This is a genomic window from Streptomyces sp. NPDC091972, from assembly GCF_044756385.1.
GTDB lineage: Bacteria > Actinomycetota > Actinomycetes > Streptomycetales > Streptomycetaceae > Streptomyces.
In genome coordinates this window covers 40,095-59,684 of sequence record NZ_JBIVSV010000012.1, presented here as the reverse complement: position 1 = coordinate 59,684, position 19,590 = coordinate 40,095, and the positions used below count along the sequence as shown (strand labels likewise).

At 72.8% G+C, this 19,590-nt stretch carries 20 protein-coding genes; 5 read left to right on the top strand and 15 right to left on the bottom strand.

Annotated elements, in window-relative coordinates:
* Positions 1-14 precede the first annotated feature (14 nt).
* From ACIQJT_RS30695 to zapE, 12 genes are all read right to left on the bottom strand, one after another.
* On the bottom strand, positions 15-617 hold the full coding sequence (locus tag ACIQJT_RS30695) for a TetR/AcrR family transcriptional regulator (RefSeq protein WP_402648973.1): 603 nt from the start codon (positions 615-617) through the stop codon (positions 15-17).
* The gene (locus ACIQJT_RS30690) at positions 614-1,330 is read right to left on the bottom strand and encodes an aminoacyl-tRNA hydrolase (RefSeq protein ID WP_402648970.1); all 717 of its coding nucleotides are present in this window, start codon (positions 1,328-1,330) and stop codon (positions 614-616) included. The genes ACIQJT_RS30695 and ACIQJT_RS30690 overlap by 4 nt, the downstream gene beginning before the upstream one ends.
* Before the next feature lie 16 nt (positions 1,331-1,346).
* On the bottom strand, positions 1,347-1,526 hold the full coding sequence (locus ACIQJT_RS30685; RefSeq protein WP_365456813.1) for a hypothetical protein: 180 nt from the start codon (positions 1,524-1,526) through the stop codon (positions 1,347-1,349).
* Positions 1,527-1,535: 9 nt separating this feature from the next.
* Positions 1,536-2,357, bottom strand: coding sequence for a polysaccharide deacetylase family protein (locus ACIQJT_RS30680; RefSeq protein WP_402648968.1), 822 nt, complete (start codon positions 2,355-2,357; stop codon positions 1,536-1,538).
* A gap of 61 nt (positions 2,358-2,418) precedes the next feature.
* Positions 2,419-3,936, bottom strand: coding sequence for an FAD-dependent oxidoreductase (locus ACIQJT_RS30675; RefSeq protein ID WP_365456825.1), 1,518 nt, complete (start codon positions 3,934-3,936; stop codon positions 2,419-2,421).
* 21 nt (positions 3,937-3,957) lie between these two features.
* Positions 3,958-4,854 carry a polyphosphate kinase 2 family protein gene (locus tag ACIQJT_RS30670; protein ID WP_402648965.1) on the bottom strand — a complete coding sequence of 299 codons (897 nt, stop codon included), beginning with the start codon at positions 4,852-4,854 and terminating at the stop codon, positions 3,958-3,960.
* An 81-nt stretch (positions 4,855-4,935) separates the two neighbouring features.
* Entirely contained in the window at positions 4,936-6,303 is a 1,368-nt protein-coding gene (locus ACIQJT_RS30665) for a PhoX family protein (protein ID WP_365456831.1), read from the bottom strand.
* A gap of 100 nt (positions 6,304-6,403) precedes the next feature.
* Complete coding sequence (locus ACIQJT_RS30660; RefSeq protein WP_402648962.1) at positions 6,404-7,180, bottom strand: slipin family protein; 777 nt, start codon at positions 7,178-7,180, stop codon at positions 6,404-6,406.
* A gap of 99 nt (positions 7,181-7,279) precedes the next feature.
* Positions 7,280-8,761 (bottom strand): SulP family inorganic anion transporter, encoded by a 1,482-nt coding sequence (locus tag ACIQJT_RS30655; protein ID WP_402648959.1) that lies wholly within the window; start codon positions 8,759-8,761, stop codon positions 7,280-7,282.
* A 5-nt stretch (positions 8,762-8,766) separates the two neighbouring features.
* Positions 8,767-9,345 (bottom strand): carbonic anhydrase, encoded by a 579-nt coding sequence (locus ACIQJT_RS30650; protein WP_365456840.1) that lies wholly within the window; start codon positions 9,343-9,345, stop codon positions 8,767-8,769.
* A gap of 114 nt (positions 9,346-9,459) precedes the next feature.
* Positions 9,460-9,852 (bottom strand): hypothetical protein, encoded by a 393-nt coding sequence (locus ACIQJT_RS30645; RefSeq protein ID WP_402648956.1) that lies wholly within the window; start codon positions 9,850-9,852, stop codon positions 9,460-9,462.
* 183 nt (positions 9,853-10,035) lie between these two features.
* Positions 10,036-11,100, bottom strand: a complete 1,065-nt coding sequence (gene zapE, locus ACIQJT_RS30640) for a cell division protein ZapE (RefSeq protein WP_402649294.1) — start codon at positions 11,098-11,100, stop codon at positions 10,036-10,038.
* A gap of 73 nt (positions 11,101-11,173) precedes the next feature.
* Here zapE and ACIQJT_RS30635 point away from each other — a divergent pair, with 73 nt between their 5' ends.
* The 5 genes from ACIQJT_RS30635 to ACIQJT_RS30615 all read left to right on the top strand — a co-directional run bounded on the left by ACIQJT_RS30635 (position 11,174) and on the right by ACIQJT_RS30615 (position 16,594).
* Positions 11,174-11,971, top strand: coding sequence for a pyrimidine reductase family protein (locus tag ACIQJT_RS30635; RefSeq protein ID WP_365456843.1), 798 nt, complete (start codon positions 11,174-11,176; stop codon positions 11,969-11,971).
* 170 nt (positions 11,972-12,141) lie between these two features.
* Positions 12,142-12,597 carry an indole-3-glycerol phosphate synthase gene (locus ACIQJT_RS30630; protein ID WP_365456846.1) on the top strand — a complete coding sequence of 152 codons (456 nt, stop codon included), beginning with the start codon at positions 12,142-12,144 and terminating at the stop codon, positions 12,595-12,597.
* Between the two features lie 45 nt (positions 12,598-12,642).
* On the top strand, positions 12,643-14,034 hold the full coding sequence (gene murC, locus ACIQJT_RS30625) for a UDP-N-acetylmuramate--L-alanine ligase (protein WP_402648952.1): 1,392 nt from the start codon (positions 12,643-12,645) through the stop codon (positions 14,032-14,034).
* Positions 14,035-14,047: 13 nt separating this feature from the next.
* Complete coding sequence (gene msrB, locus ACIQJT_RS30620) at positions 14,048-14,455, top strand: peptide-methionine (R)-S-oxide reductase MsrB (RefSeq protein WP_365456852.1); 408 nt, start codon at positions 14,048-14,050, stop codon at positions 14,453-14,455.
* Positions 14,456-14,584: 129 nt separating this feature from the next.
* The gene (locus ACIQJT_RS30615; RefSeq protein WP_402648949.1) at positions 14,585-16,594 is read left to right on the top strand and encodes an AMP-binding protein; all 2,010 of its coding nucleotides are present in this window, start codon (positions 14,585-14,587) and stop codon (positions 16,592-16,594) included.
* A 150-nt stretch (positions 16,595-16,744) separates the two neighbouring features.
* Here ACIQJT_RS30615 and ACIQJT_RS30610 read toward each other — a convergent pair whose 3' ends face one another.
* The 3 genes from ACIQJT_RS30610 to ACIQJT_RS30600 all read right to left on the bottom strand — a co-directional run bounded on the left by ACIQJT_RS30610 (position 16,745) and on the right by ACIQJT_RS30600 (position 19,459).
* On the bottom strand, positions 16,745-17,785 hold the full coding sequence (locus ACIQJT_RS30610) for a lysylphosphatidylglycerol synthase transmembrane domain-containing protein (RefSeq protein ID WP_365456858.1): 1,041 nt from the start codon (positions 17,783-17,785) through the stop codon (positions 16,745-16,747).
* Between the two features lie 223 nt (positions 17,786-18,008).
* On the bottom strand, positions 18,009-18,467 hold the full coding sequence (locus tag ACIQJT_RS30605; RefSeq protein WP_365456861.1) for a hypothetical protein: 459 nt from the start codon (positions 18,465-18,467) through the stop codon (positions 18,009-18,011).
* 86 nt (positions 18,468-18,553) lie between these two features.
* Positions 18,554-19,459: a hypothetical protein gene (locus ACIQJT_RS30600; RefSeq protein WP_402648946.1), complete on the bottom strand. Its 906-nt coding sequence runs from the start codon at positions 19,457-19,459 to the stop codon at positions 18,554-18,556.
* Positions 19,460-19,590: the final 131 nt, after the last annotated feature.

Here is a 19,590-nt window from a genome sequence, read left to right as displayed (position 1 = left end):
AGGTGCCTCAGGCCTCAGGCCCGCAACCGGGAGGCGATGCCCCGCCGGGCCCTGTCGTAGGGCGCGGCCTCACCGTGCAGCAACGACATCGCGTTCGCCGTCTCCATCAAGGCGACGATCTCGAAAGCGAGTTGCGCCGGATCGGTGTCCGCCGCCAGCTCACCGGCGGCCCTCGCCCGCTCGGCGCACCGCTCCAGCTCCGCGAGCCAGGCGCGCTGCGCCTCGACCAGGGCGTCGCGGACCGCGCCCTCGCGGGCGTCGAACTCGGCCATGACCCCGTAGAAGAAGCAGCCCCCGGGGAAGACCCGCTGCTCGGAGTACCGCAGCCAGCCCTCGCACAGGCCCCGCAGCCGGGCCAGTCCGTCGGCCGCCTCGGCGACCGGCTCCAGCACCTCGGCGACGAAGATCCGCGAAGCCTCCCGCACGGTCGCGAGCTGCAACTCCTGCTTGGAGCCGAACAGGGCGAAGACCCCGCTCTTGCTCAGCTCCAGCTCGCCGGCCAGCCGCCCCACCGACAGCGCCTCAAGGCCCTCGACCGAGGCGATGTCGACGGCCCGGCGCAGCACGGTCCGCCGGGTGCGGTTGCCCCGCTCGATGCGTCCGTCGACCCTGGTCATCGCAGGGCCGGATGGTCCGCGACGACCGTGCACGAGCCGGGCGCGATCTCGGTGAAGCCGGCGTCACGCACCAACGGCAGGCCACTGGCGGTGAGTTCGGCCCAGCGCCCGGGCGGCGCGGTCCGTACGGCGAGCGGGAACCCGGCGTCCCGCCAGGCGGCCCGCTCCTCGTCCGACAGTTCCCACCAGGCCAGTTGGGCGCCGTGACCGACCTGGGCCATCGCCTTGCCGGCCGACATGTCGAGGTCCGGGCTGAGCCACAGCACGGGGGCGGCCGGGTCCGCCTCGACGGGCGGCTCGGGGTCGTCGAGATCCGTGCCGGAGACCTGGAGCCTGGCCAGCTCCTTGGGCCACCCGTCGAGCGGCACCGGCGGGAACACCCGCACCTGGGCCGCCTTCCCCGCCACGGTGATCCCGGGCAACGCCTCGGCCCGCCGCCACTCCGCCCCCCGGGCCCGCCGTACGACCTTCCGGATCCGGGCGTCCTGCCAGTCCCGCACGGCCTCGGCCCACTCCCCGTCGCCCGCCGAACGCTCGTCGGCGAGCAGGACGAGGACGGCGCGGGCGGCCGTCTCCAGTGCGTCGGTGCGAGCGGGCGGGGCGGCCTTCTCGATGCGGACGACCAGGGGCAGCACGAACTGGGGTGCCAGGTCGCGTGCGGTCGGCTCGGAACGAAAGGGGCTGTCGGTCGGGGGCGTCACGTCGTGGCTCACCCGGACAACCTTAAAGTCACCCGGAACAGGCCGTCCGCTGAGCCTCCTGCCACTCGCACACCGGGCACAGCGTGATGCCCTTGTACGACTCCGGATACTCGGTCGCCTCCCGGCACACTACGCATTCCGCGTACGGCGGCCCGTCGGCGACCGGCGGCTTCGGCACATCGCCGATCGTGCAGTAGTCCTCACTCATGCCTCCAGCCTAGGACCCGATCAGCTCGGACACCCGTACGAACCGGAACCCCCGCGCCCGCAGCTCCGGCACCACCGTGCGCACCACCCGCTCCGTCGTCGGCGCCGCACTGCGCGTGCAGTGCAGCACCACGACCGACCCCGGCCGCACGCCCTCCAGCACCTGCCGGGACACGGCCCGGGCGTCCGTGGCGAACGCGTCCCCGCTCACCACGTCCCACTGCACGGCGGTCACCCCGGCCGGGGTCAGCGCCTTCAGCGCCCGCCGGTCGTAGCACCCGCCGGGAAAGCGGAAGTACGGCTTCGCGTCCGGCACCCCCGCTCTCCGGAACGCCGCGTACGCCCGCTCCACGTCCGCCCGCATCCGGTCGGCGGGGACCGTCGGCAGCCCGTAGCAGTCGGCGGTGAAGGCGTAGTGGCTGTAGGAGTGGTTGGCGATCTCGAAGAGCGGGTCGCGCCCGAGGGAACGGGCCTGGTCCGGGTACTCCTCGGCCCATCGCCCGGTCATGAAGACGGTGGCCGGCACCCTCAGTTCCCGCAGGGCGGCGATCAGCCCGGGGTTGTCGAAGTGCTCGCCGGCGGCCGCCCGGGCCCCCTGGCCGGCGGTCATGTCGGCGTCGAAGGTGAGCGCGACGGTCCTGCCGCGGCCCCGGGAGCCGTTCTTGAAGACGGGGGTCAGGCCCCCGGGGCCGGGGGCGAGCGTGGGGGGCGCGGAGCTCGCGGCGGGGGCCGGCCGGGCCACCCGGGGGGCCGGGTGGGGAGCGGCGGCGCAGGCCGAGAGGGCGGCGCCGAGGACGCAGGCAGCGGTGACGCGCCGTACAAGGGTGATCACCGTATGAAAATAGGGTGAAACGCCCTATGTGCTGCTCATCCCCGCCGGTGACGTCACCCGCTCAGATGTCCCGCTGCTCCAGCGGCTTGGTCGCCGGGCCCTGGATCACCTTGCCGTCCGTGGCGAAACGGGAGCCGTGGCACGGGCACTCCCAGGCGTCCTCGGCCCCGTTGAAGGAGACCAGACAGCCCAGGTGGGTGCAGCGGGGCGAGACGGCGTGGAGGTTGCCCTCGTCGTCGCGGTAGACCGCGAGCCGGTCGCCGTCGACCCGGACCACGGCGCCCTCACCCGGCGGCAGCGACTCCAGCGGGGGAGCGGGGCGCAGCCGGTCGCCGACGAAGTGACGGGCCACCTGGGCCTGCGTCTTCAGGAAGGTCGGGGCCTCGCGGACCGTCGAACGCAGCCGGCGCGGGTCGTACAGCTCGCTCCACGCGCACTGCTCACCGGTGATCTGGGCCGCGAGCAGACGGCCCGCCATGATGCCGCCGCTCATGCCCCAGCCGCCGAAGCCGGTGGCGACATAGGTGTGCCGGGCACCCGGGTGCAGCGGGCCGACCATCGGCACGGTGTCGGTGGGGTCGTTGTCCTGGGTGGCCCAGGAGTGGGTGAGCTCGACGCCCGGGTAGTGCCGGGCGGCCCACGCGGACAGGTCGTCGAACCGGGCCCGGGTGTCGCCCGTGCCGGGAGTGAAGTGCTCGCCGGTCACGATGAGCAGCCGCTTGTCGGCGTCCAGGGGAGCCGTGCGGACCGAGCGGGTGCCCTCGTCCGGCGTGATGTACATGCCGTCCGGATCCCGCTCCCGGTCGATCGTCCCGGCGACGACCAGCTCGCGGCGCGGGGAGAGCCGGGTGAACAGCAGGGCCCGGTCGAAGATCGGATAGTGCGTGGCGACCACGACGTCCCGGGCCGTCACCGTGGCGCCCGTGTCCGTGGACAGCCGGCACGGCTCGCCCTCGTCGAGCCCGAGGACGGCGGTGTGCTCGTGGACCGCCGCACCCCTGGCGACCAGGTCCTCGGCCAGGGCCAGCAGGTACTTGCGCGGATGGAACTGCGCCTGCCCCGTCACCCGGACCGCGCCCGCCACCGGGAACGGCAGCCCGGTCTCCGTCACGAACGACGCCGGCAGCCCCGCTTCCCGGGCGGCCGCCGCCTCGGCCCGCAGTTCCTCGACCCGGCTCTCGTCACGGACGTAGGTGTAGGCGCTGCGCTGCTCCCAGTCGCAGTCCACGCCCAGCTCGTCCGCGATCTCGGCGGCCCGTTCGATCGCCTCGCTCTGCGAGCGCGCGTACAGCCGGGCACCCTCGGGGCCGCGGGTGCGGCGCAGCTTGTCGTAGATCAGTGTGTGCAGGGCGGTCAGCTTGGCGGTGGTGTGCCCGGTGACGCCGGCAGCCACCTGCCCGGCCTCCAGGACCGCCACCCGCCGCCCGGCCCGCGTCAGCTCCCAGGCCGTGCTCAGCCCGGCGATGCCGGCGCCGATGACGGCCACGTCGACGTCGAGGTCCTCGGTCAGCGGCGGACGGGGTCCGCCGGGTGCCGTCTCCAGCCAGTACGAGCCCTTGACATGCCGGTTCTCGGTCATGGACCCCGGGTACCCCGGGATTCACCGTTCCAGCAGCCGCCTGCGCGCTTCCTCCACGTCGAAGTCCGCCTCGGGGTAGCGCGGGTCCAGCTCCGACAGGTGCTCCAGGAGCAGTCGGCTGACTGCCCAGTTCCGGTACCACTTGCGGTCGGCGGGGATCAGGTACCAGGGCGCGTGCGGGGTCGAGCAGCGCTCCAGGGCCGTCTCGTACGCCTGCTGGTAGGCGGGCCACAGGGCGCGATCGTCGATGTCCGCGACGTTGAACTTCCAGTGCTTGTCCGGGCGGTCCAGGCGCTTGAGCAGGCGGTCGCGCTGTTCGCCGTACGAGATGTGCAGGAAGCACTTGACCACGGTGACGCCGTCGTCGGCGAGGGACTTCTCGAAGTGGTTGATCTCGTCGTACCGGCGCTCGATCTCGGCGGGCGGGGCGAGCGAGCGGACGCGGGCGACGAGGACGTCCTCGTAGTGCGAGCGGTCGAAGATGCCCAGCTCACCGGCTTGCGGCAGGGCCCGTTTGATGCGCCAGAGGAAGGAGTGCCCCAGTTCCTTGGGCGTGGGTGCCTTGAAGGCCTGGATGCGGCAGCCGGACGGGTTGAACAGGCCGATGACGTGCTTGACCGTGCCGCCCTTCCCGCTGGTGTCCATGCCCTGCAACACCAGCAGGACCCGGCGCCGGTCGCCCGCCGTGCTCGCCGCCCACAGGCGTTCCTGGAGGTCGGCGAGCGGGGCGGCCAGCTCGGTCATCGCGGCCAGGCCGGCCTGCTTGTCACGGGGTCCGGCCGGGGTCTCCCGGGCGTCGTGGGCGGCCAGGTCCACCGGTTTGCCGCCCGGTATCCGCAGCAGCTCGCGCAGGGCCGGCTCGGCCCCGTCCGTCGGGCCCTTCCCCGCCGCGCGCTTCCTCGAACCCTTCTTCGACATGGGGCACCCCTTCCGGTCCGGGTCCGGTCCCTCGATCCTGCGTCGGGGGACCGGAGGCGCGCCAGCCGTCGTGGAGGGCGGCTACCTGCGCCAGGGCCCCGTCACCGCGAAGGTCGTCCCGGGCGTGTAGCAGTTGACGTACATCGTCTGCCCGTCCGGGGAGAAGGTGACGCCGGCGAACTCGCCCCACTCCGGCGCCTCGGGCGTGCCGATGTTCTGCGCGTTGCGGGCCATCGCGTACACCTCGCCGTGCCGGGTGACGCCGAAGACGTGCTGGGCGCCGTTGCCGTCCTCGCACACCATCAGGCCGCCGCTCGGGGCGAGGCAGATGTTGTCCGGGGACTCGCCGGGCAGTTGCACGTCGGTGGCGGGGCCGAAGACGATCACCAGGGTGAGCCGGCGCGCCGAGGGGTCGTAGCGCCAGATCTGCCCGAAGTGGTCGGCGGCCGAACCGTCGGCGCTGCGCGCGAACGACGAGACGAAGTAGACGGACTTCCCGCCCCAGTAGCAGCCCTCCAGCTTCTGGGCGTGGGTGATGCCCTTGGGCCCGAAGTCCTGGAGCCGGATGGGGGTTTGAGCGGCCAGCGGGTCCGGTACGTCCACCCACTCGATGCCCTCGAAGCAGGCACCGGTCTCCTGGATCACGGACAGGTCCGGTACACCGGGCACCCGCATCGCCTGGAGCCGGCCACCGGCGCGCAGGGAACCGAGGCCGCCCTCCGGCCGGTCGGGCAGGAAGCGGTAGAAGAGGCCGAAGGGCTTGAGGAAGGCGTCCTCGGTCTCGTAGACGATGCCGCGCCTGGGGTCGATCGCGATGGCCTCGTGCTGGAAGCGGCCCATCGCGGTCAGCGGTACGGCGCCCGAGCGGTGCGGGTCGACCGGGTCCACCTCGAAGATGAAGCCGTGGTCCTTGGTGTAGCCGTTCGTCCCGGCCTTGTCCTCGGTCTCCTCGCAGGTCAGCCAGGTTCCCCAAGGGGTGGGCCCGCCCGCGCAGTTGACGGCGGTGCCGGCGATGGCGACCCGCTCCGACAGCACGCTGTTGCGGGAGTCCAGCGTCAGGGCCGTACAGCCGCCCTTGCCCGCCGGGTCGTAGGTCAGGCCCTTGACGGTGGGGACGGCGAGGGGCGCGGTGGGGCGATTCTCGTGGTTGCGGACCAGGTGGACGCGACCGTGTCTGCCGGGCAGGGCGGTCATGCCGTCGTGGTTGGAAGGGACCTTGCCCTCGCCGGAGCGGAGCTGGTCGCCCTCACGGGAGAGGACCTTGTAGCGGAAGCCCTTCGGCAGGTCCAGCAGGCCGTTGGGGTCCGGGACGAGAGGGCCGTAGCCGGTGTGGCCGAGGGACTGGGCGGCGGCGGTGCCGGCGAAGAGCTCGGAGAGGGCGCCGGTGAAGGCGATGCCCACGCCCAGGGCGCCGCTGCGGGCCAGGACCTGACGTCGTGTTGCGGACATGGCGAAGCAACCTTCCTGCTGGCGGACAGGACTGTGACGTCGCTGTGTCTATCACCTGGCTCGGCCCGCGGGAACCACGCGCGTAGCGTGTCCCGGCCCGTCAGCTCCCGCCCGGGTGCTCCTGCGCCCGCTCCAGGAAGCGCAGCAGCTCCACCGGGAAGGGGAGGACGAGCGTCGAGTTCTTCTCGGCGGCGACCGCCACGACGGTCTGGAGCAGCCGGAGTTGGAGCGCGGCGGGCTGCTCGGACATCTCCCTGGCGGCCTCCGCGAGCTTCTTGGAGGCCTGGAGTTCGGCGTCGGCGTTGATGACCCGGGCCCGTCGCTCACGGTCGGCCTCGGCCTGCCGGGCCATCGACCGCTTCATCGTGTCCGGCAGCGACACGTCCTTGATCTCGACGCGGTCCACCTGCACGCCCCAGCCGACGGCCGGGCTGTCGATCATCAGCTCCAGGCCCTCGTTGAGCTTCTCGCGGTTGGAGAGCAGGTCGTCCAGCTCGCTCTTGCCGATGATCGAGCGCAGCGAGGTCTGGGCCATCTGGGAGACGGCGAACTTGTAGTCCTCGACCTTGACCAGGGCGCTCGCCGCGTCGACGACCCGGAAGTAGACGACCGCGTCCACGCGCACCGTCACGTTGTCCCGGGTGATGCCCTCCTGGGCCGGCACCGGCAGCGTGACGATCTGCATGTTCACCTTGTGCAGCCGGTCCACGAACGGCACGACCACCGTGAACCCGGGCTCGCGCACCTCGCCCGCGAGGCGTCCGAGACGGAACACCACCCCGCGCTCGTACTGCTTGACGACCCGGGCCGCCGCCGCAAGGTAGACCAGGCCCGCGGAACCGGCCGCCACCGCCGCCGTCAACAGTTCCTGGAGCATTCCGACCTCCTCGTCCAGAGGTCCGTATGTCTGCTCCTGCAACGATATGCCCGGTGTCCGGTCCGGGGCCACGAGGACCCCGGACCGGGCGGGAGAGCCCTAGGCGGCGGTGGCCTTCGCCGGCTCCGGTTCCGTGACCCGCACGGGTTCCGTGCCGACCGCGCTGTGCCGCTCGGCCCAGTTCTCCAGGGCCGTACGGCAGGCGTGGTCCAGGTGGTGCAGACCGGAGAGGTCCAGCTCCACGGGTCGGTCCTGGGGCAGCGACTCCAGGCTGTCGAGGATCTTCGGCAGCCTCAGGAAGGTGGCGTTGCCCGAAAGGTGCGCCTGGATCGGGCCCGCGCCCTTGTCGACGATCTCCAGCTTGAGGTGCGAGGCCTCCCAGGCGGTCTTGACGACCGACAGGGCCAGACCGATCAGGACGCCCTCGAACATGTTCACCGCGACGATCGAGACGGCCGTGGCCACCAGGATCAGCGCCTCACCGCGGTGGCCGCGCCACAGCGACACGATCTCCCGGAAGGGGATCAGCTTGAAGCCCGCGTGGACCAGGATGCCGGCGAGCGCGGGCAGCGGGATCAGCGCCAGCGCCGAGGGCAGCAGGGCCGCGAACAGCAGCAGCCACACACCGTGCATGACCCGGGACGCCTTGGTCCTGGCACCCGCCTGGACGTTGGCGGAGCTGCGCACGATGACCGCGGTCATGGGCAAGGCGCCGAGCGCGCCGCACACCGTGTTGCCCACGCCCTGGGCCATGAGCTCCTTGTCGTACTCGGTGCGCGGACCGTCGTGCAGCCGGTCCACGGCCGCTGCGCTGAACAGGCTCTCGGCGGAGGCGATCAGGGTGAAGGCGAGGATCGTGCCGAAGACGGCCGGGTCGGCCAGTTCGCCGAAGGCGTCCGTGCCGGGCGGCTGGACGGAGGCCAGCAGGCCGTTCACCTCGACGGTGGCGACCGACAGACCGAGGACCTGGGTGGCCACGGTGGCCAGCAGGACCGCGGCGAGCGCGCCCGGCACGGTCTGCGCCTTCCTGGGGAGCTTCTTCCACAGCAGGAGCACCGCGATGGTGCCCGCGCCGACGGCGAGCGAGGCGAGCGCCGTGGTGCTGCCGAGCGCGTCGACGACCGCGCCGGGCAGCCCGAGGATCTTGTCGAGTCCGGAGGCGGGGGCCTTGAGACCGGCCGCCGAGTAGAGCTGGCCCGCGATGATCACGAGACCGATGCCGGCCAGCATGCCCTCGACGACCGAGATGGATATCGCGCGGAACCAGCGCCCCAGTTTCAGGGCGCCCATGGCGAGCTGGAGCAGTCCGGCGGCCAGCACGATGACGCCGAGGGCCGGCAGCCCGAACTCGGTCACCGCCTCGAAGACGAGGACGGTCAGACCGGCCGCGGGTCCGGAGACCTGGAGGCTGCTGCCCCGCATCATGCCGGTGACGATGCCGCCGACTATGCCGGTGACGAGGCCGAGTTCGGCCGGGACGCCGGAGGCGACGGCCACGCCCACGCAGAGCGGGAGGGCGACCAGGAAGACGACCAGGGAGGCGGCGAAGTCCTGCCGCAGGTGAGGGTATTTGGTCATCATCCCGGTCACAGACCCTCGAACGCGTCGGTCTCGGCGCGGTGGACGCGCACCGCGCCCGTGTGCACCTCGTAGTACCAGGCGTGCAGGGTCAGCCGGTCCTCCGCCAGCTTCTTGTCGATGAACGGGTAGGACCGCAGGCGCAGCACCTGGGCCAGGACGTGGTTCTGCACGCCCTCGGCCACCTCCGGGTCCTCGGTCGTGCCGGACGGGCGCGGGGTGGCGTGGTTGAGCCAGGCGCGCACGGCCGGGACGGCGTCCAGGTCGTCGCCGCGCACGAGGGCGCCGACGGCTCCGCAGTGCGAGTGCCCGCAGACCACGATGTCGCGGACGCCCAGCACCTCCACGGCGTACTCGATGGTGGCCGCCTCGCTGGTGGGGTGCTCGGAGGCGTAGGGGGGAACGATGTTGCCCGCGGTGCGCAGCTCGAAGAGCTCGCCCGGGCGGGCGCCCGTGATCAGGGCCGGGACGACCCTGGAGTCCGAGCAGGTGATGAACAGGACCTGGGGGGACTGGCCTTCGGCCAGCTTGGCGAACTCCTCAGGGCGCTGTCCGAACGTACGGGCGTTGTCGATGAGGGGCTGCATGTGGTGACTCCTCCTGGCGCGCCGTGGGGGGCGCGTCGGGCTTACCAGGCGCGCCGAACGGCGCGTCGGTTGACATGACAGGTGGGGGAACAGAGGTGGGGGACTGCTCTGCTGTCAGCAGCGGAAAACTTGAAGTGCCGCCGGAGCATGGGCTGTCGAGGGTCTCGACAGGCGGAACTCGCCTGCTGCCACCCGCTCGGGCGCGGCCGCCGGCTCCTCGGCCGACAGGGGACGCTCGGGCCCCTGAGGGGCGAAGTCGACGGCGCGGTGCCGGTCGCGGGTGCGCAGGGGACCGGTCGGGTCCCCGACGTGGTTGCAGTGGCGTTTGCCGGAGGCCTCGGTGTACGACGCCTTGCCGGAGAGCGTGGTTCCGGTCTGAGCTTTGGCCTCAGCCTGACGGCCTGTGTGCGCGGTTGCGAATCCCTCGGAGTGTGCGAAGAACGGGAGCGCCAGAAGGACGGCGGCGAGGACCGCTGTCACGGTCCGTACCGTCGTACCTCGGAACATGCGCCCCCCTCTCGGCAGTTCACACTTCTAGCCTTGACCAACCGTTGGTCAACGCTTGGTCAAGAAACACCTTAGCCCGGCAAAGTTGTTTGCTGGGTTAACTTAACGTTTCCGGCTGAAGAGAGGCTGAAGCGCGCCGGGTCGCTGACGCGAACTGGCTCTTGACGTGCGAGGTTTCGCTGATTAAGCGACGAGGCCCTTGGCGTCGCGCGCCAGCGCGGTCAGCCGGGATATCGCGCGGAAGTACTTCTTGCGGTAGCCGCCGTTCAGCATCTCCTCGCTGAACAGCTCGTCGAAGGGCAGCCCGGAGGCCAGCACCGGCACCTCGCGGTCGTAGAGCCGGTCCGCGAGCACCACGAGCCGCAGCGCCGTCGACTGGTCCGGCACCGGCCGCACATCGGTGAGGCAGACCGCCCTGAGATCGTCGGTCAGGGCGCCGTAGCGGCTCGGGTGGACCTTGGCGAGGTGCGCGAGGAGGCTCGGGAAGTCGTCGAGCGAGGCGCCCTGCGTGGCGTGCGCCGCCCTGGTGACCTGCTCGTCGGTGAACGGCGCCGGCGCCTCGGGCAGCCCGCGGTGGCGGTAGTCCTCGCCGTCGATCCGCAGGGGGCGGAAGTGCGCCGACAGGCCCTGGATCTCGCGCAGGAAGTCCGCGGCCGCGAACCGGCCCTCGCCGAGCTTGCCCGGCAGGGTGTTGGAGGTGGCCGCGAGCGCCACGCCCGCGTCGACCAGCTTGCCCAGCAGGGTGGAGACCAGGACGGTGTCGCCCGGGTCGTCCAGTTCGAACTCGTCGATGCACAGCAGGCGGTGCCCGGAGAGCGTCTGCACCGTCTTCTGGAAGCCGAGGGCGCCGACCAGGTTGGTCAGCTCGACGAAGGTGCCGAAGGCCTTGAGGGCGGGCTCGGCGGGGGTCGCGTGCCAGAGGGAGGCCAGCAGGTGGGTCTTGCCGACGCCGTAGCCGCCGTCGAGGTAGACGCCGCGGGGGCCGGCCGGGGTCTTCGGCGCCTTGGGCCTGCCGAACCCCAGGAAGCCGCGCCTGCCGCCGCCGGCCGCGTGCGCGCCGCCCAGGCCCGCAGCGAAGCCCTCGAGGACCCGGACGGCCTCGGTCTGGCTGGGCTGGTTCGGGTCCGGGAGGTAGGTGTCGAAACGCACCGAGTCGAACCGCGGCGGCGGCACCATCTCGGCGACCAGCCGGTCCGCGGGGACGTGCGGCTCGCGGTCGCACAGGGACAGCGGGGCGGTGCCGGTCATCGAACCGGACCCGGACGCGGCGGGGGAAGTAGACACGGTTCACCATGCTAAGCGCCGTGCCAGACTGCACGGCATGCGACGCCTGTTCCCTGTGACCGACGAGACAGCGATCCGGAGCCCCGAGGGGGAGGCCGGCCATGACTGGAGCCTCGCCGAGCTGGCGGCCGCCTACGCCTACCCCGAGCTCGGACCGGGCCCCGGGACCCCCGAGGTGTGGCTGCGCGCCAACATGGTCGCCACCCTGGACGGGGCCGCCCAGCACGACGGCCGGTCCCACCCCATCTCCACCGCGACCGACATGCGGATCTTCGGGACGCTGCGGGCCCTCGCGGACGTGGTGATCGCCGGTGCCGAAACGGTACGGCAGGAGGGGTACCGGCCCGCACGCGCGCGTGAGGAGTTCGCGGCGATGCGGGAGGCGGCCGGACAGGGCCCGGTGCCGGCGATCGCGGTGGTCACCGCGAGCCTGGACCTGGACTTCTCGCTCCCGCTGTACACCTCGCCCCTGGTGCCCACGCTGATCCTCACGGGCGCCGCGGCGGCCCCGGACCGGATCGCGGCGGCCGAGAAGGCGGGCGCGCGGGTGGTGATCGCCGGGGACGGGGTCGGCGTCGATCCCGCGCGGGCCGTCCGGGCGCTCGCCGGGCTGGGGCACACCCGGCTGCTGACCGAGGGCGGCCCCCGGCTGCTGGGGCAGCTGGTGGCCGCCGGGGTGCTCGACGAGCTCTGTCTGACCGTGTCCCCGATGCTCACCGCGGGTGACGCGCAGCGGATCGCCGGGGGGCCGTCGGTGGCCGTCCCGGCACGGTTCGTACTGGACTCCCTGCTGGAGGAGGACGGGTTCCTCTTCAGCAGGTATCGCAGGCCCTGACCGTCCGGGGGCGGGTCCGATCGGTACCGCCGAGGCCGACATCGGCGGAATCTGTCGTTCCGTTTAACTTCCGGCGGGCACACTGAATCCGGCAGTACCCGTGCGAGCACGGGGCAGGATGGTTTCCGCAGAGGCAGAGAAGGGGACGCCCGGTGTTCACAAGCGTTTTGATGATCGAGAAGGCCCTGACGTCCGCCGACGTGGAGTTCGTCACCACTTTGCACGGTGATGAGGCGGTCGCCTTCCACGTGCTGCTCCAGCCGCGCGGGGACCAGGCCGACCGGCTGCTGCGGGCCATCGACGACGTGGCGCTGGGCGAACTGGACGAGGCCGTACGGGAGCGGGAGACACCCGAGGGCGAGGCCGCCAAGGGTGTGGGGGAGCGGGCCCTGGAGGTGTCCCTCCAGGCGCTCAGGGCCTCCGGGAGCCAGGCGGAGGGCCGGCTCGTCGAGGACCACCCCCTGGACGCGCTGAAGTCCCTCGTCGAAGAGATCGGCGCGGACGAGGTGATCGTGCTGACCGACCCCCACTACGTGGAGGAGTTCTTCCACCGGGACTGGGCGTCCCGGGCCCGGCACAAGGTGGGCGTCCCGGTGCTGAAGCTGTTCTCGCACAGCAAGGCATAGGCTGGCCCCCGCATCCGTACCGCACCACTTTGGGGAGACACACGCATGGCACCCGGCCTTCCTACCGCCATGGACCGACCGCACTTCATCGGGATCGGTGGGGCCGGGATGTCGGGGATCGCGAAGATCCTCGCGCAGCGCGGGGCGAAGGTGGCCGGCAGCGACGCCAAGGACTCGGAGACCGCGCAGGCGCTGCGGGCGCTCGGCGCGACCGTGCACATCGGACACGCGGCCGAGCACCTGGCGGCCGACGCCACCTGCGTGGTCGTGTCGTCGGCGATCCGGGCCGACAACCCCGAGCTGGCCCGGGCGGCCGAGCTCGGCATCCCCGTCGTGCACCGGTCCGACGCCCTCGCCGCGCTGATGGACGGCCTGCGGCCGATCGCGGTCGCCGGGACGCACGGCAAGACCACGACCACCTCGATGCTGGCGGTCTCCCTGTCCGAGCTGGGCCTGAAGCCCTCGTACGCCATCGGCGGCGACCTGGACGCGCCCGGCTCCAACGCCCTGCACGGCGAGGGCGAGATCTTCGTCGCCGAGGCGGACGAATCGGACCGCAGCTTCCACAAGTACGCCCCCGAGGTCGCGATCGTCCTCAACGTCGAGCTCGACCACCACGCCAACTACGCCTCGATGGACGAGATCTACGCCTCCTTCGAGACCTTCGTGGACCGTGTCGTCGAGGGCGGCACGCTGGTCGTCAACGCGGACCACGAGGGCGCCCGGGAACTGACCCGGCGGGTCGGGGCGAGCGGCGTGCGCGTGGTGACGTACGGCGACGCCGAGGACGCCGACGTACGGGTGCTCTCGGTCGTCCCGCAGGGCCTCAGGAGCGAGGTCACCGTCGAGCTGGACGGCTCCCCGCTCACCTTCACCGTGTCCGTCCCCGGCCGCCACTACGCGCACAACGCGGTCGCCGCCCTCGCCGCCGGTGCGGCCCTCGGCATCCCCGCCGCCGAGCTCGCGCCGGCCCTGGCCGCGTACACCGGCGTCAAGCGGCGCCTCCAGCTCAAGGGCGAGGCGGCCGGGGTGCAGGTCATCGACTCCTACGCCCACCACCCCACCGAGATGACCGCGGACCTGGAGGCCATGCGCGCGGCCGCCGGTGACGCCCGCATCCTCGTCGTCTTCCAGCCCCACCTCTTCTCGCGGACGCAGGAGCTCGGCAAGGAGATGGGGGACGCGCTCGCGCTCGCGGACGGCTCGGTGGTCCTGGACATCTACCCGGCCCGCGAGGACCCGGTCCCCGGGGTGACGAGCGAGCTGATCATCGAGGCGGCGCGGGCCGCGGGCGCGGACGTGACGCCGGTCCACGACAAGGCGGAGGTCCCGGAGGTGGTCGCGGGAATGGCGAAGGCCGGTGATCTCGTTCTCACCATGGGCGCGGGAGACGTGACGGACCTGGGCCCGCTGATCCTGGACCGTCTCGCGAAGTAAGGGGCTGAGCTTCATGTCGTACGACGTCGAAAAGCCGGACGAGCAGTGGCGTGCGGAGCTGACCCCGGCCGAGTACGCCGTGCTCCGCCAGGCCGGGACGGAACCCGCCTTCACCGGTGAGTACACCGACACCAAGACCACCGGCGTGTACTCCTGTCGCGCCTGCGGTGCCGAACTCTTCACCTCGACCACCAAGTTCGAGTCGCACTGCGGCTGGCCGTCCTTCTACGACCCGAAGGACAGCGACGCCGTCGAGCTGATCGAGGACCGCTCGCACGGAATGGTGCGCACGGAGGTGCGCTGCGCCCGCTGCGGCTCGCACCTCGGACACGTCTTCGAGGGCGAGGGGTATCCCACGCCCACCGACCAGCGGTACTGCATCAACAGCATCTCGCTGCGGTTGACGGCCGACGAGGGCTGACACCGGGGCCCCTTCACCGGGCTCGGTGGCCGGTTTCGCCAACTCCGCCTGTCCGGCGCCCACTTGCGATGCGGTGGTGGGCGCGCGGGCGGGATACGGTGCGGAGTCGGTGATCCAGAGGGAGGCCCGATGCGCGTCGGGGGAGAGTCCGCGGTCCGGCCCGTGGTCGAGTTGCTGGTCGAGAACGCCTCGCGACACGGCGGGAAGCTCGCGTTCGCCGACGACCGGCGGGAGGTGAGCTGGGCCGAACTGGAGCTGCGGACACGACGGTTGGCGGGCTCCCTCGGGGTGGAGCGGGGCGCCAGGGTGGCGTTCTGCCTCGACGACGGTGTCGAACTGGTCGAGGGACTGCTCGCCACGGTCCGGGCCGCCGCCGTCGGGGTGCCGTTGAGCCCGCGCGGGACCCATGCCGAGCTCGCCGCACTGCTCGCCGACTGCGATCCGGACGTACTCGTCGTCGACCGGCGGCAGTTGACGCGCATCGCCAGCGTCGTCGGGGAGCGCTCACCGCGACTCGTGGTGACCGGGGCGGGACCGGTGCCCGAGGGGGTCGCGCACTTCGACGACCTCGTGGCCGACGGCCGCCGCTCCGCACCCCGCGACGACCTCGGCCTGGACGAACCCGCCTGGCTGCTCTGCACCTCCGGCACCTCCGGCACGCCCCGGGCCGCCGTCGCGAGCCAGCGGTCCGCGCTCTGGTCGCCGGTCGCCTGCTACCTGCCCCGGCTGGGGCTCTCGGCGGACGACCGGTTGCTGTGGCCGCTGCCGCTCGCGCACAGCTACGCCCACTCGCTCTGCGTGCTCGGGACCACCGTGGCGGGCGCCTGCGCCCGGATCACCGCGGCACGGGAGCCGGCCGCGCTGGTCCGGCTCGTCGAGGAGTTCGCGCCGACCGTGCTGGGCGGAGTGCCGCTCACCTACCAGCAGTTGCTCGACGCCGGACTCGGCGACGTGCCCTCGCTGCGGGTCTGCGTGACCGCCGGGGCACCGAGCGGTCCACAGCTGCGGGAGCGGGTCGAGGAACGGCTCGGCGCCCCGCTGCTCGACGGGTACGGCAGCACCGAGACCTGCGGCAAGATCGCGATGGAGTCGGTGGCGGGACCGCGGGTGCGGGGCAGCAGCGGGACGGTGGTGCCCGGCATGGAGGTGCGGCTCGTCGACCCCGGGACCGGGACGGCGGCGGGCGCCGAGGGCGAGATCTGGGTGCGCGGGCCCGGCGTGATGCTCGGCTACCGTGACGGGCCGGGGACGGACGCCGACGGCTGGTACCGCACCGGCGACCTGGGCCGGTGGGGTGAGCACGGGTGCCTGACCGTCACCGGGCGCGTGAACGACCGGATCGTGCGGGGCGGGGAGAACGTCGACCCCGTCGAGGTCGAGCAGGTGCTGCGCGGGCTGCCCGGAGTGCGGGACGCGGCCGTGGTGGCGCGACCGCATCCGCTGCTCGGCGAGGTCCCGGTCGCGTTCGTCGTACCGGAGGAACGGGCCCTCGACACGGGCGGACTGCTGCGGGCCTGCGCCGAGGTGCTCTCCGCGCACAAGGTGCCCGAGGACGTCCTGTTCGTCCCGGCCGTCCCCCGCACCGCGGCCGGCAAGCCACGCCGGGCCGTCCTGCGCGAGGGCCTCGCGGCCCGGCCCGCCGAGGACACCCTCACGGGGCTCGCGGAGCGGACGCCGGGGGAGCGGCGTGGGGTCCTGATGGAACTGGTCTGCGCGGAGGTGGCGGCGATCAGCGGGGCGGATGGGGTGGGCGAGGCCGGCGGGGCCGGTGGTGTCCGTGACCTCGGCAGTGCCGCCGGTGCCGGCGGGGCCGGTCTCGCTTCTGCCCCGGCCGTCCCCGGTGTCCCGCGCGCGAACGCGCCCGCGCCTCCCGGTCGTGAGGCGCCGGTCACCGATGCCGCCGCGATCGACCCCCAGGCCGCCTTCGCCGATCTCGGGCTCACCTCCACGGGGGCGATGGCCCTGGGGCGCCGGCTCGGTCTCCGGACCGGGCTGCGGCTCCCGGCCACCCTGGTCCGGGACCACCCGACGCCCGCCGCGGTCGCCGCCCACCTGGACGAGCGGCTGTACGGCCGCGGGAGCGGACGCGTCGGGCGGCCGTCCCGTCATCCGGGACCGGCGGGACCGACGCCCACGTGATCGGCGGGGAACCGGAGGCGGCCGAGGACCGGACCCGGCACCCGGGCACGGGAGCTGACGGCCGTGCCGGACGACGCCGACGCGGCCGCCCCGGACGTGGCACACCCGCTCGCGACCACGTGCGGCACCTCCGAGGTGGCACCGCTGGGTTCACAGGACCTTCCGGTGCACCAGCGCCGACATGCACAGCACCCCGGGCAGCAGGGGCAGCCACACCGTCAGGACGCGGTAGCCGATGAGGGTCGCGGTGCCCACGCTCACCGGGACGCCGTAGACGGCGAGGGTGAAGACCATGGCCGCGTCCACCGGCCCGATGCCGCCGGGCGCGGGCACGGAGCCCACCGCGCTGCTCGCGGCGAGGTACGCGAACGCGACCTGCGCCCAGGACAGCGTCACCCCCAGTGAGGCGCCGACCGCGTGGATCACGCTCGCCTGGAGCAGCGGCGCGGCCGCCGCGCCGCCCCACAGGGCGAGGACCCGGCTGGGCATGGTGTGCAGCTTGCGGGCATCGGTGAGGGCGGTGCGCACGAACCCGACCGCCGGGCGGCGCAGCGGGCGGACCAGGGTCACCAGCAGGAGGGTGGCCGCGAGTCCGAGTCCCGCGGCCACCAGGGGCAGGAACAGCATCCGCCGGTCCGGGACGAGATCGCCGAGCCGCAGCAGATCCGGCAGCGCGACCACGAAACCGATCAGCACGAGGGTCTTGGCGATCGGCCTGACCAGCGCGTACAGGGCGAGCGAGGCGGTGGCCCGGGCCAGCGGCACGCCCTGCCCCTGGAGGAAGCGCAGGGTGACGGCGTGGGCGCCGAGACTCGCCGGCAGCACGTGATTGGCGGCACCGGCGGCGAACTGCGAGGCCACCAGGAGCCCCGACGGCAGCCGCTCGGGCAGCGCGCCCTGCCGTACGACGGAGGCGGAGAGCCAGCCCAGGCAGGTGAAGAGGAAACCGACGAGCAGCCAGCCCGGATCGGCCGAGGCCAGTCGCGCGGTGCCCGCGGACAGGGCACGCCAGTCCAGCACCGCCCAGACGCCGATGAGCAGGAGGGGGAGCACGGTGAGCAGGCGGCGGGTGAGACGGGACAGCGAGCGGCGGGAACCGGCGGGAGCGGGGGCCGGGGCGCTGATCGCGAGCGGGGCCGGGGCGGCGGCGGGGAGCGGACCCGGGGGGCCTTCGAGCGGAAGCAGGGACACGGCGCACGTCGTCCTTTCGCGTCACACCCGTGGTGGGACACGGGACATGGCGGAGGCAAGGCGATGCAGAGGGGACGAGGGAAACGTTCCCGCTCGGTGTGACGTTCAAATGTCCGGCAGCCGAAGGAGCGCGGGCGGGTGGGCGACACGGCAAGGGGCGGACCCCGGGAAACGGGTCGCCCCGGCACCCGTGGCCGGGTGCCGGGGCGAACTCGCGGGCGGGTCAGCCCTGGCTGCAGTAGTCGACCCAGCGGTGCGAGGAGATGTTGTTGTTGACGCTGGCACCGAACTGCTCCAGGCCGGCGCCGTACGTGAAGCGGTAGTTGCCGGTGGTGGTGTCCCACCAGCGGTCGCCCTGGCTGATGCAGGCGTGCGCGCCACCGGCGTTGGGGGCCGTGTACAGGTCGACGGCGTCGAGGCCGCCCGCGTAACCGTTGTTCCAGATGTCGGAGGTCAGGTTGCGGCAGGTGCCCCAGTCGTTGGAGTTGCCCGACCACTTGCACTCACGGCCACCGCCGTACGGCTGGGTGTACACGTGCAGGAAACCGTCGGCGGAGGCGAGCTGGACCGACTTGGTTCCGTGCGCGCCGGACTCCAGGGCGCTGGCGCCGGTGGCCGGGGAGAAGAGGACGGCGACGGCCGCGGCGGAGGCGGCGAGGGTGAGGACACGCTTGACGGACATGGGGGGTTCCTTCGTTCGTGATGAGTGATCGACAGGTGGTGCGAACCACGGACGGTGCCGTGGTGGTCTGTGGGGAGGCCGCGAACTCAGTCGCCGCGTGCCACGATCGCCCGGGCGCGGGGCAGCGCCTCGCGCCGGAGCCGGTCGAGATCGGCCGTCGGCCCGGGGTAGCGCCGCCGCAACTCGGCCCGGTACGCGGTGTCGAGGGACTTCGCCACCGCCGACAGGTCACCGGAGCCGGCGCAGGCCGCCTCGGCCGACGCCAGCCGCACTTCCCTGGCGTGCGGCCACTCCTGGTCCGGGCGGGTGGCCGCGGCGCGGGCCTCGGCGGGGGTCGGGTACGGGAAGCCCTTCGCCTTCATGCAGCGCGCCCACGGCTTGACGGCCGCCCGGTAGCGCTTGTCGGTGAGCACCATGTTCACGCGCATGCCGGCGAGGCTGTCGGTGACCCGGGTGGCCCGGAACCAGGCCGGGAGGTCCTTGTACAGTTCCCGTTCCGCCTCCGCCACACAGCCCCGGTCGCTGTGCGTGACCTTGACGCCGTTCGGGAGGCGGGCGGAAAGTCCCTGCGCCTGGGGCCCGTTGAGCGCACCGACCAGTTCGGGGGCGCGGTCGGCGGGCATGGACCGGAAGTACCGCTGGTTGGGGTCGCGCAGGGCCTCCCGCTGCCGTTCGCGGTACAGGTCGGTGCCGTAGCCGTGCCGGGCGGCCCAGGCCGGGTCGTCGACGACGTACGGGAACCGGCTCGCCCCACCGGGCGCCGGGCGCTCCTCGACCCAGTACCGGTACCCGCGCTTCTCCATGCACTTCTTGATCAGGAGCTGCTCGGCGAGGTGGAGGGTGTCCTGCGGGTCGCCCGGGACACGGCGGCCGGCGGCGGTGCCGGCACCGGGACCGGGGGTGGTCTGCGACGCCGTCGTACCGTCGGCACACCCCGCGACGGTCGCCGCCAGCAGTGCGGCGGTCGTGAGGAGCAAGGTCCGGCGTGGCATCGTGCGACTCCCTGGGCGCGGTGGAAACGGTGTGTGCCTTCGAGCCGTTGACGCCTCCGGAGCCCCGTCCGTATGACCCGTGACGCACATGAATTCCGGGCGCGGGAAATATCGGCGGGCAGTCATACGAG

Coding starts and splice junctions, on each gene's coding strand:
- ACIQJT_RS30695 (WP_402648973.1), bottom strand. CDS start 617: ATGACCAGGGTCGACGGACGCATCGAGCGGGGCAACCGCACCCGGCGG.
- ACIQJT_RS30685 (WP_365456813.1), bottom strand. CDS start 1,526: ATGAGTGAGGACTACTGCACGATCGGCGATGTGCCGAAGCCGCCGGTC.
- ACIQJT_RS30675 (WP_365456825.1), bottom strand. CDS start 3,936: ATGACCGAGAACCGGCATGTCAAGGGCTCGTACTGGCTGGAGACGGCA.
- ACIQJT_RS30670 (WP_402648965.1), bottom strand. CDS start 4,854: ATGTCGAAGAAGGGTTCGAGGAAGCGCGCGGCGGGGAAGGGCCCGACG.
- ACIQJT_RS30665 (WP_365456831.1), bottom strand. CDS start 6,303: ATGTCCGCAACACGACGTCAGGTCCTGGCCCGCAGCGGCGCCCTGGGC.
- ACIQJT_RS30660 (WP_402648962.1), bottom strand. CDS start 7,180: ATGCTCCAGGAACTGTTGACGGCGGCGGTGGCGGCCGGTTCCGCGGGC.
- ACIQJT_RS30655 (WP_402648959.1), bottom strand. CDS start 8,761: ATGATGACCAAATACCCTCACCTGCGGCAGGACTTCGCCGCCTCCCTG.
- ACIQJT_RS30650 (WP_365456840.1), bottom strand. CDS start 9,345: ATGCAGCCCCTCATCGACAACGCCCGTACGTTCGGACAGCGCCCTGAG.
- ACIQJT_RS30645 (WP_402648956.1), bottom strand. CDS start 9,852: ATGTTCCGAGGTACGACGGTACGGACCGTGACAGCGGTCCTCGCCGCC.
- zapE (WP_402649294.1), bottom strand. CDS start 11,100: ATGACCGGCACCGCCCCGCTGTCCCTGTGCGACCGCGAGCCGCACGTC.
- ACIQJT_RS30635 (WP_365456843.1), top strand. CDS start 11,174: ATGCGACGCCTGTTCCCTGTGACCGACGAGACAGCGATCCGGAGCCCC.
- ACIQJT_RS30630 (WP_365456846.1), top strand. CDS start 12,142: ATGATCGAGAAGGCCCTGACGTCCGCCGACGTGGAGTTCGTCACCACT.
- murC (WP_402648952.1), top strand. CDS start 12,643: ATGGCACCCGGCCTTCCTACCGCCATGGACCGACCGCACTTCATCGGG.
- msrB (WP_365456852.1), top strand. CDS start 14,048: ATGTCGTACGACGTCGAAAAGCCGGACGAGCAGTGGCGTGCGGAGCTG.
- ACIQJT_RS30615 (WP_402648949.1), top strand. CDS start 14,585: ATGCGCGTCGGGGGAGAGTCCGCGGTCCGGCCCGTGGTCGAGTTGCTG.
- ACIQJT_RS30605 (WP_365456861.1), bottom strand. CDS start 18,467: ATGTCCGTCAAGCGTGTCCTCACCCTCGCCGCCTCCGCCGCGGCCGTC.
- ACIQJT_RS30600 (WP_402648946.1), bottom strand. CDS start 19,459: ATGCCACGCCGGACCTTGCTCCTCACGACCGCCGCACTGCTGGCGGCG.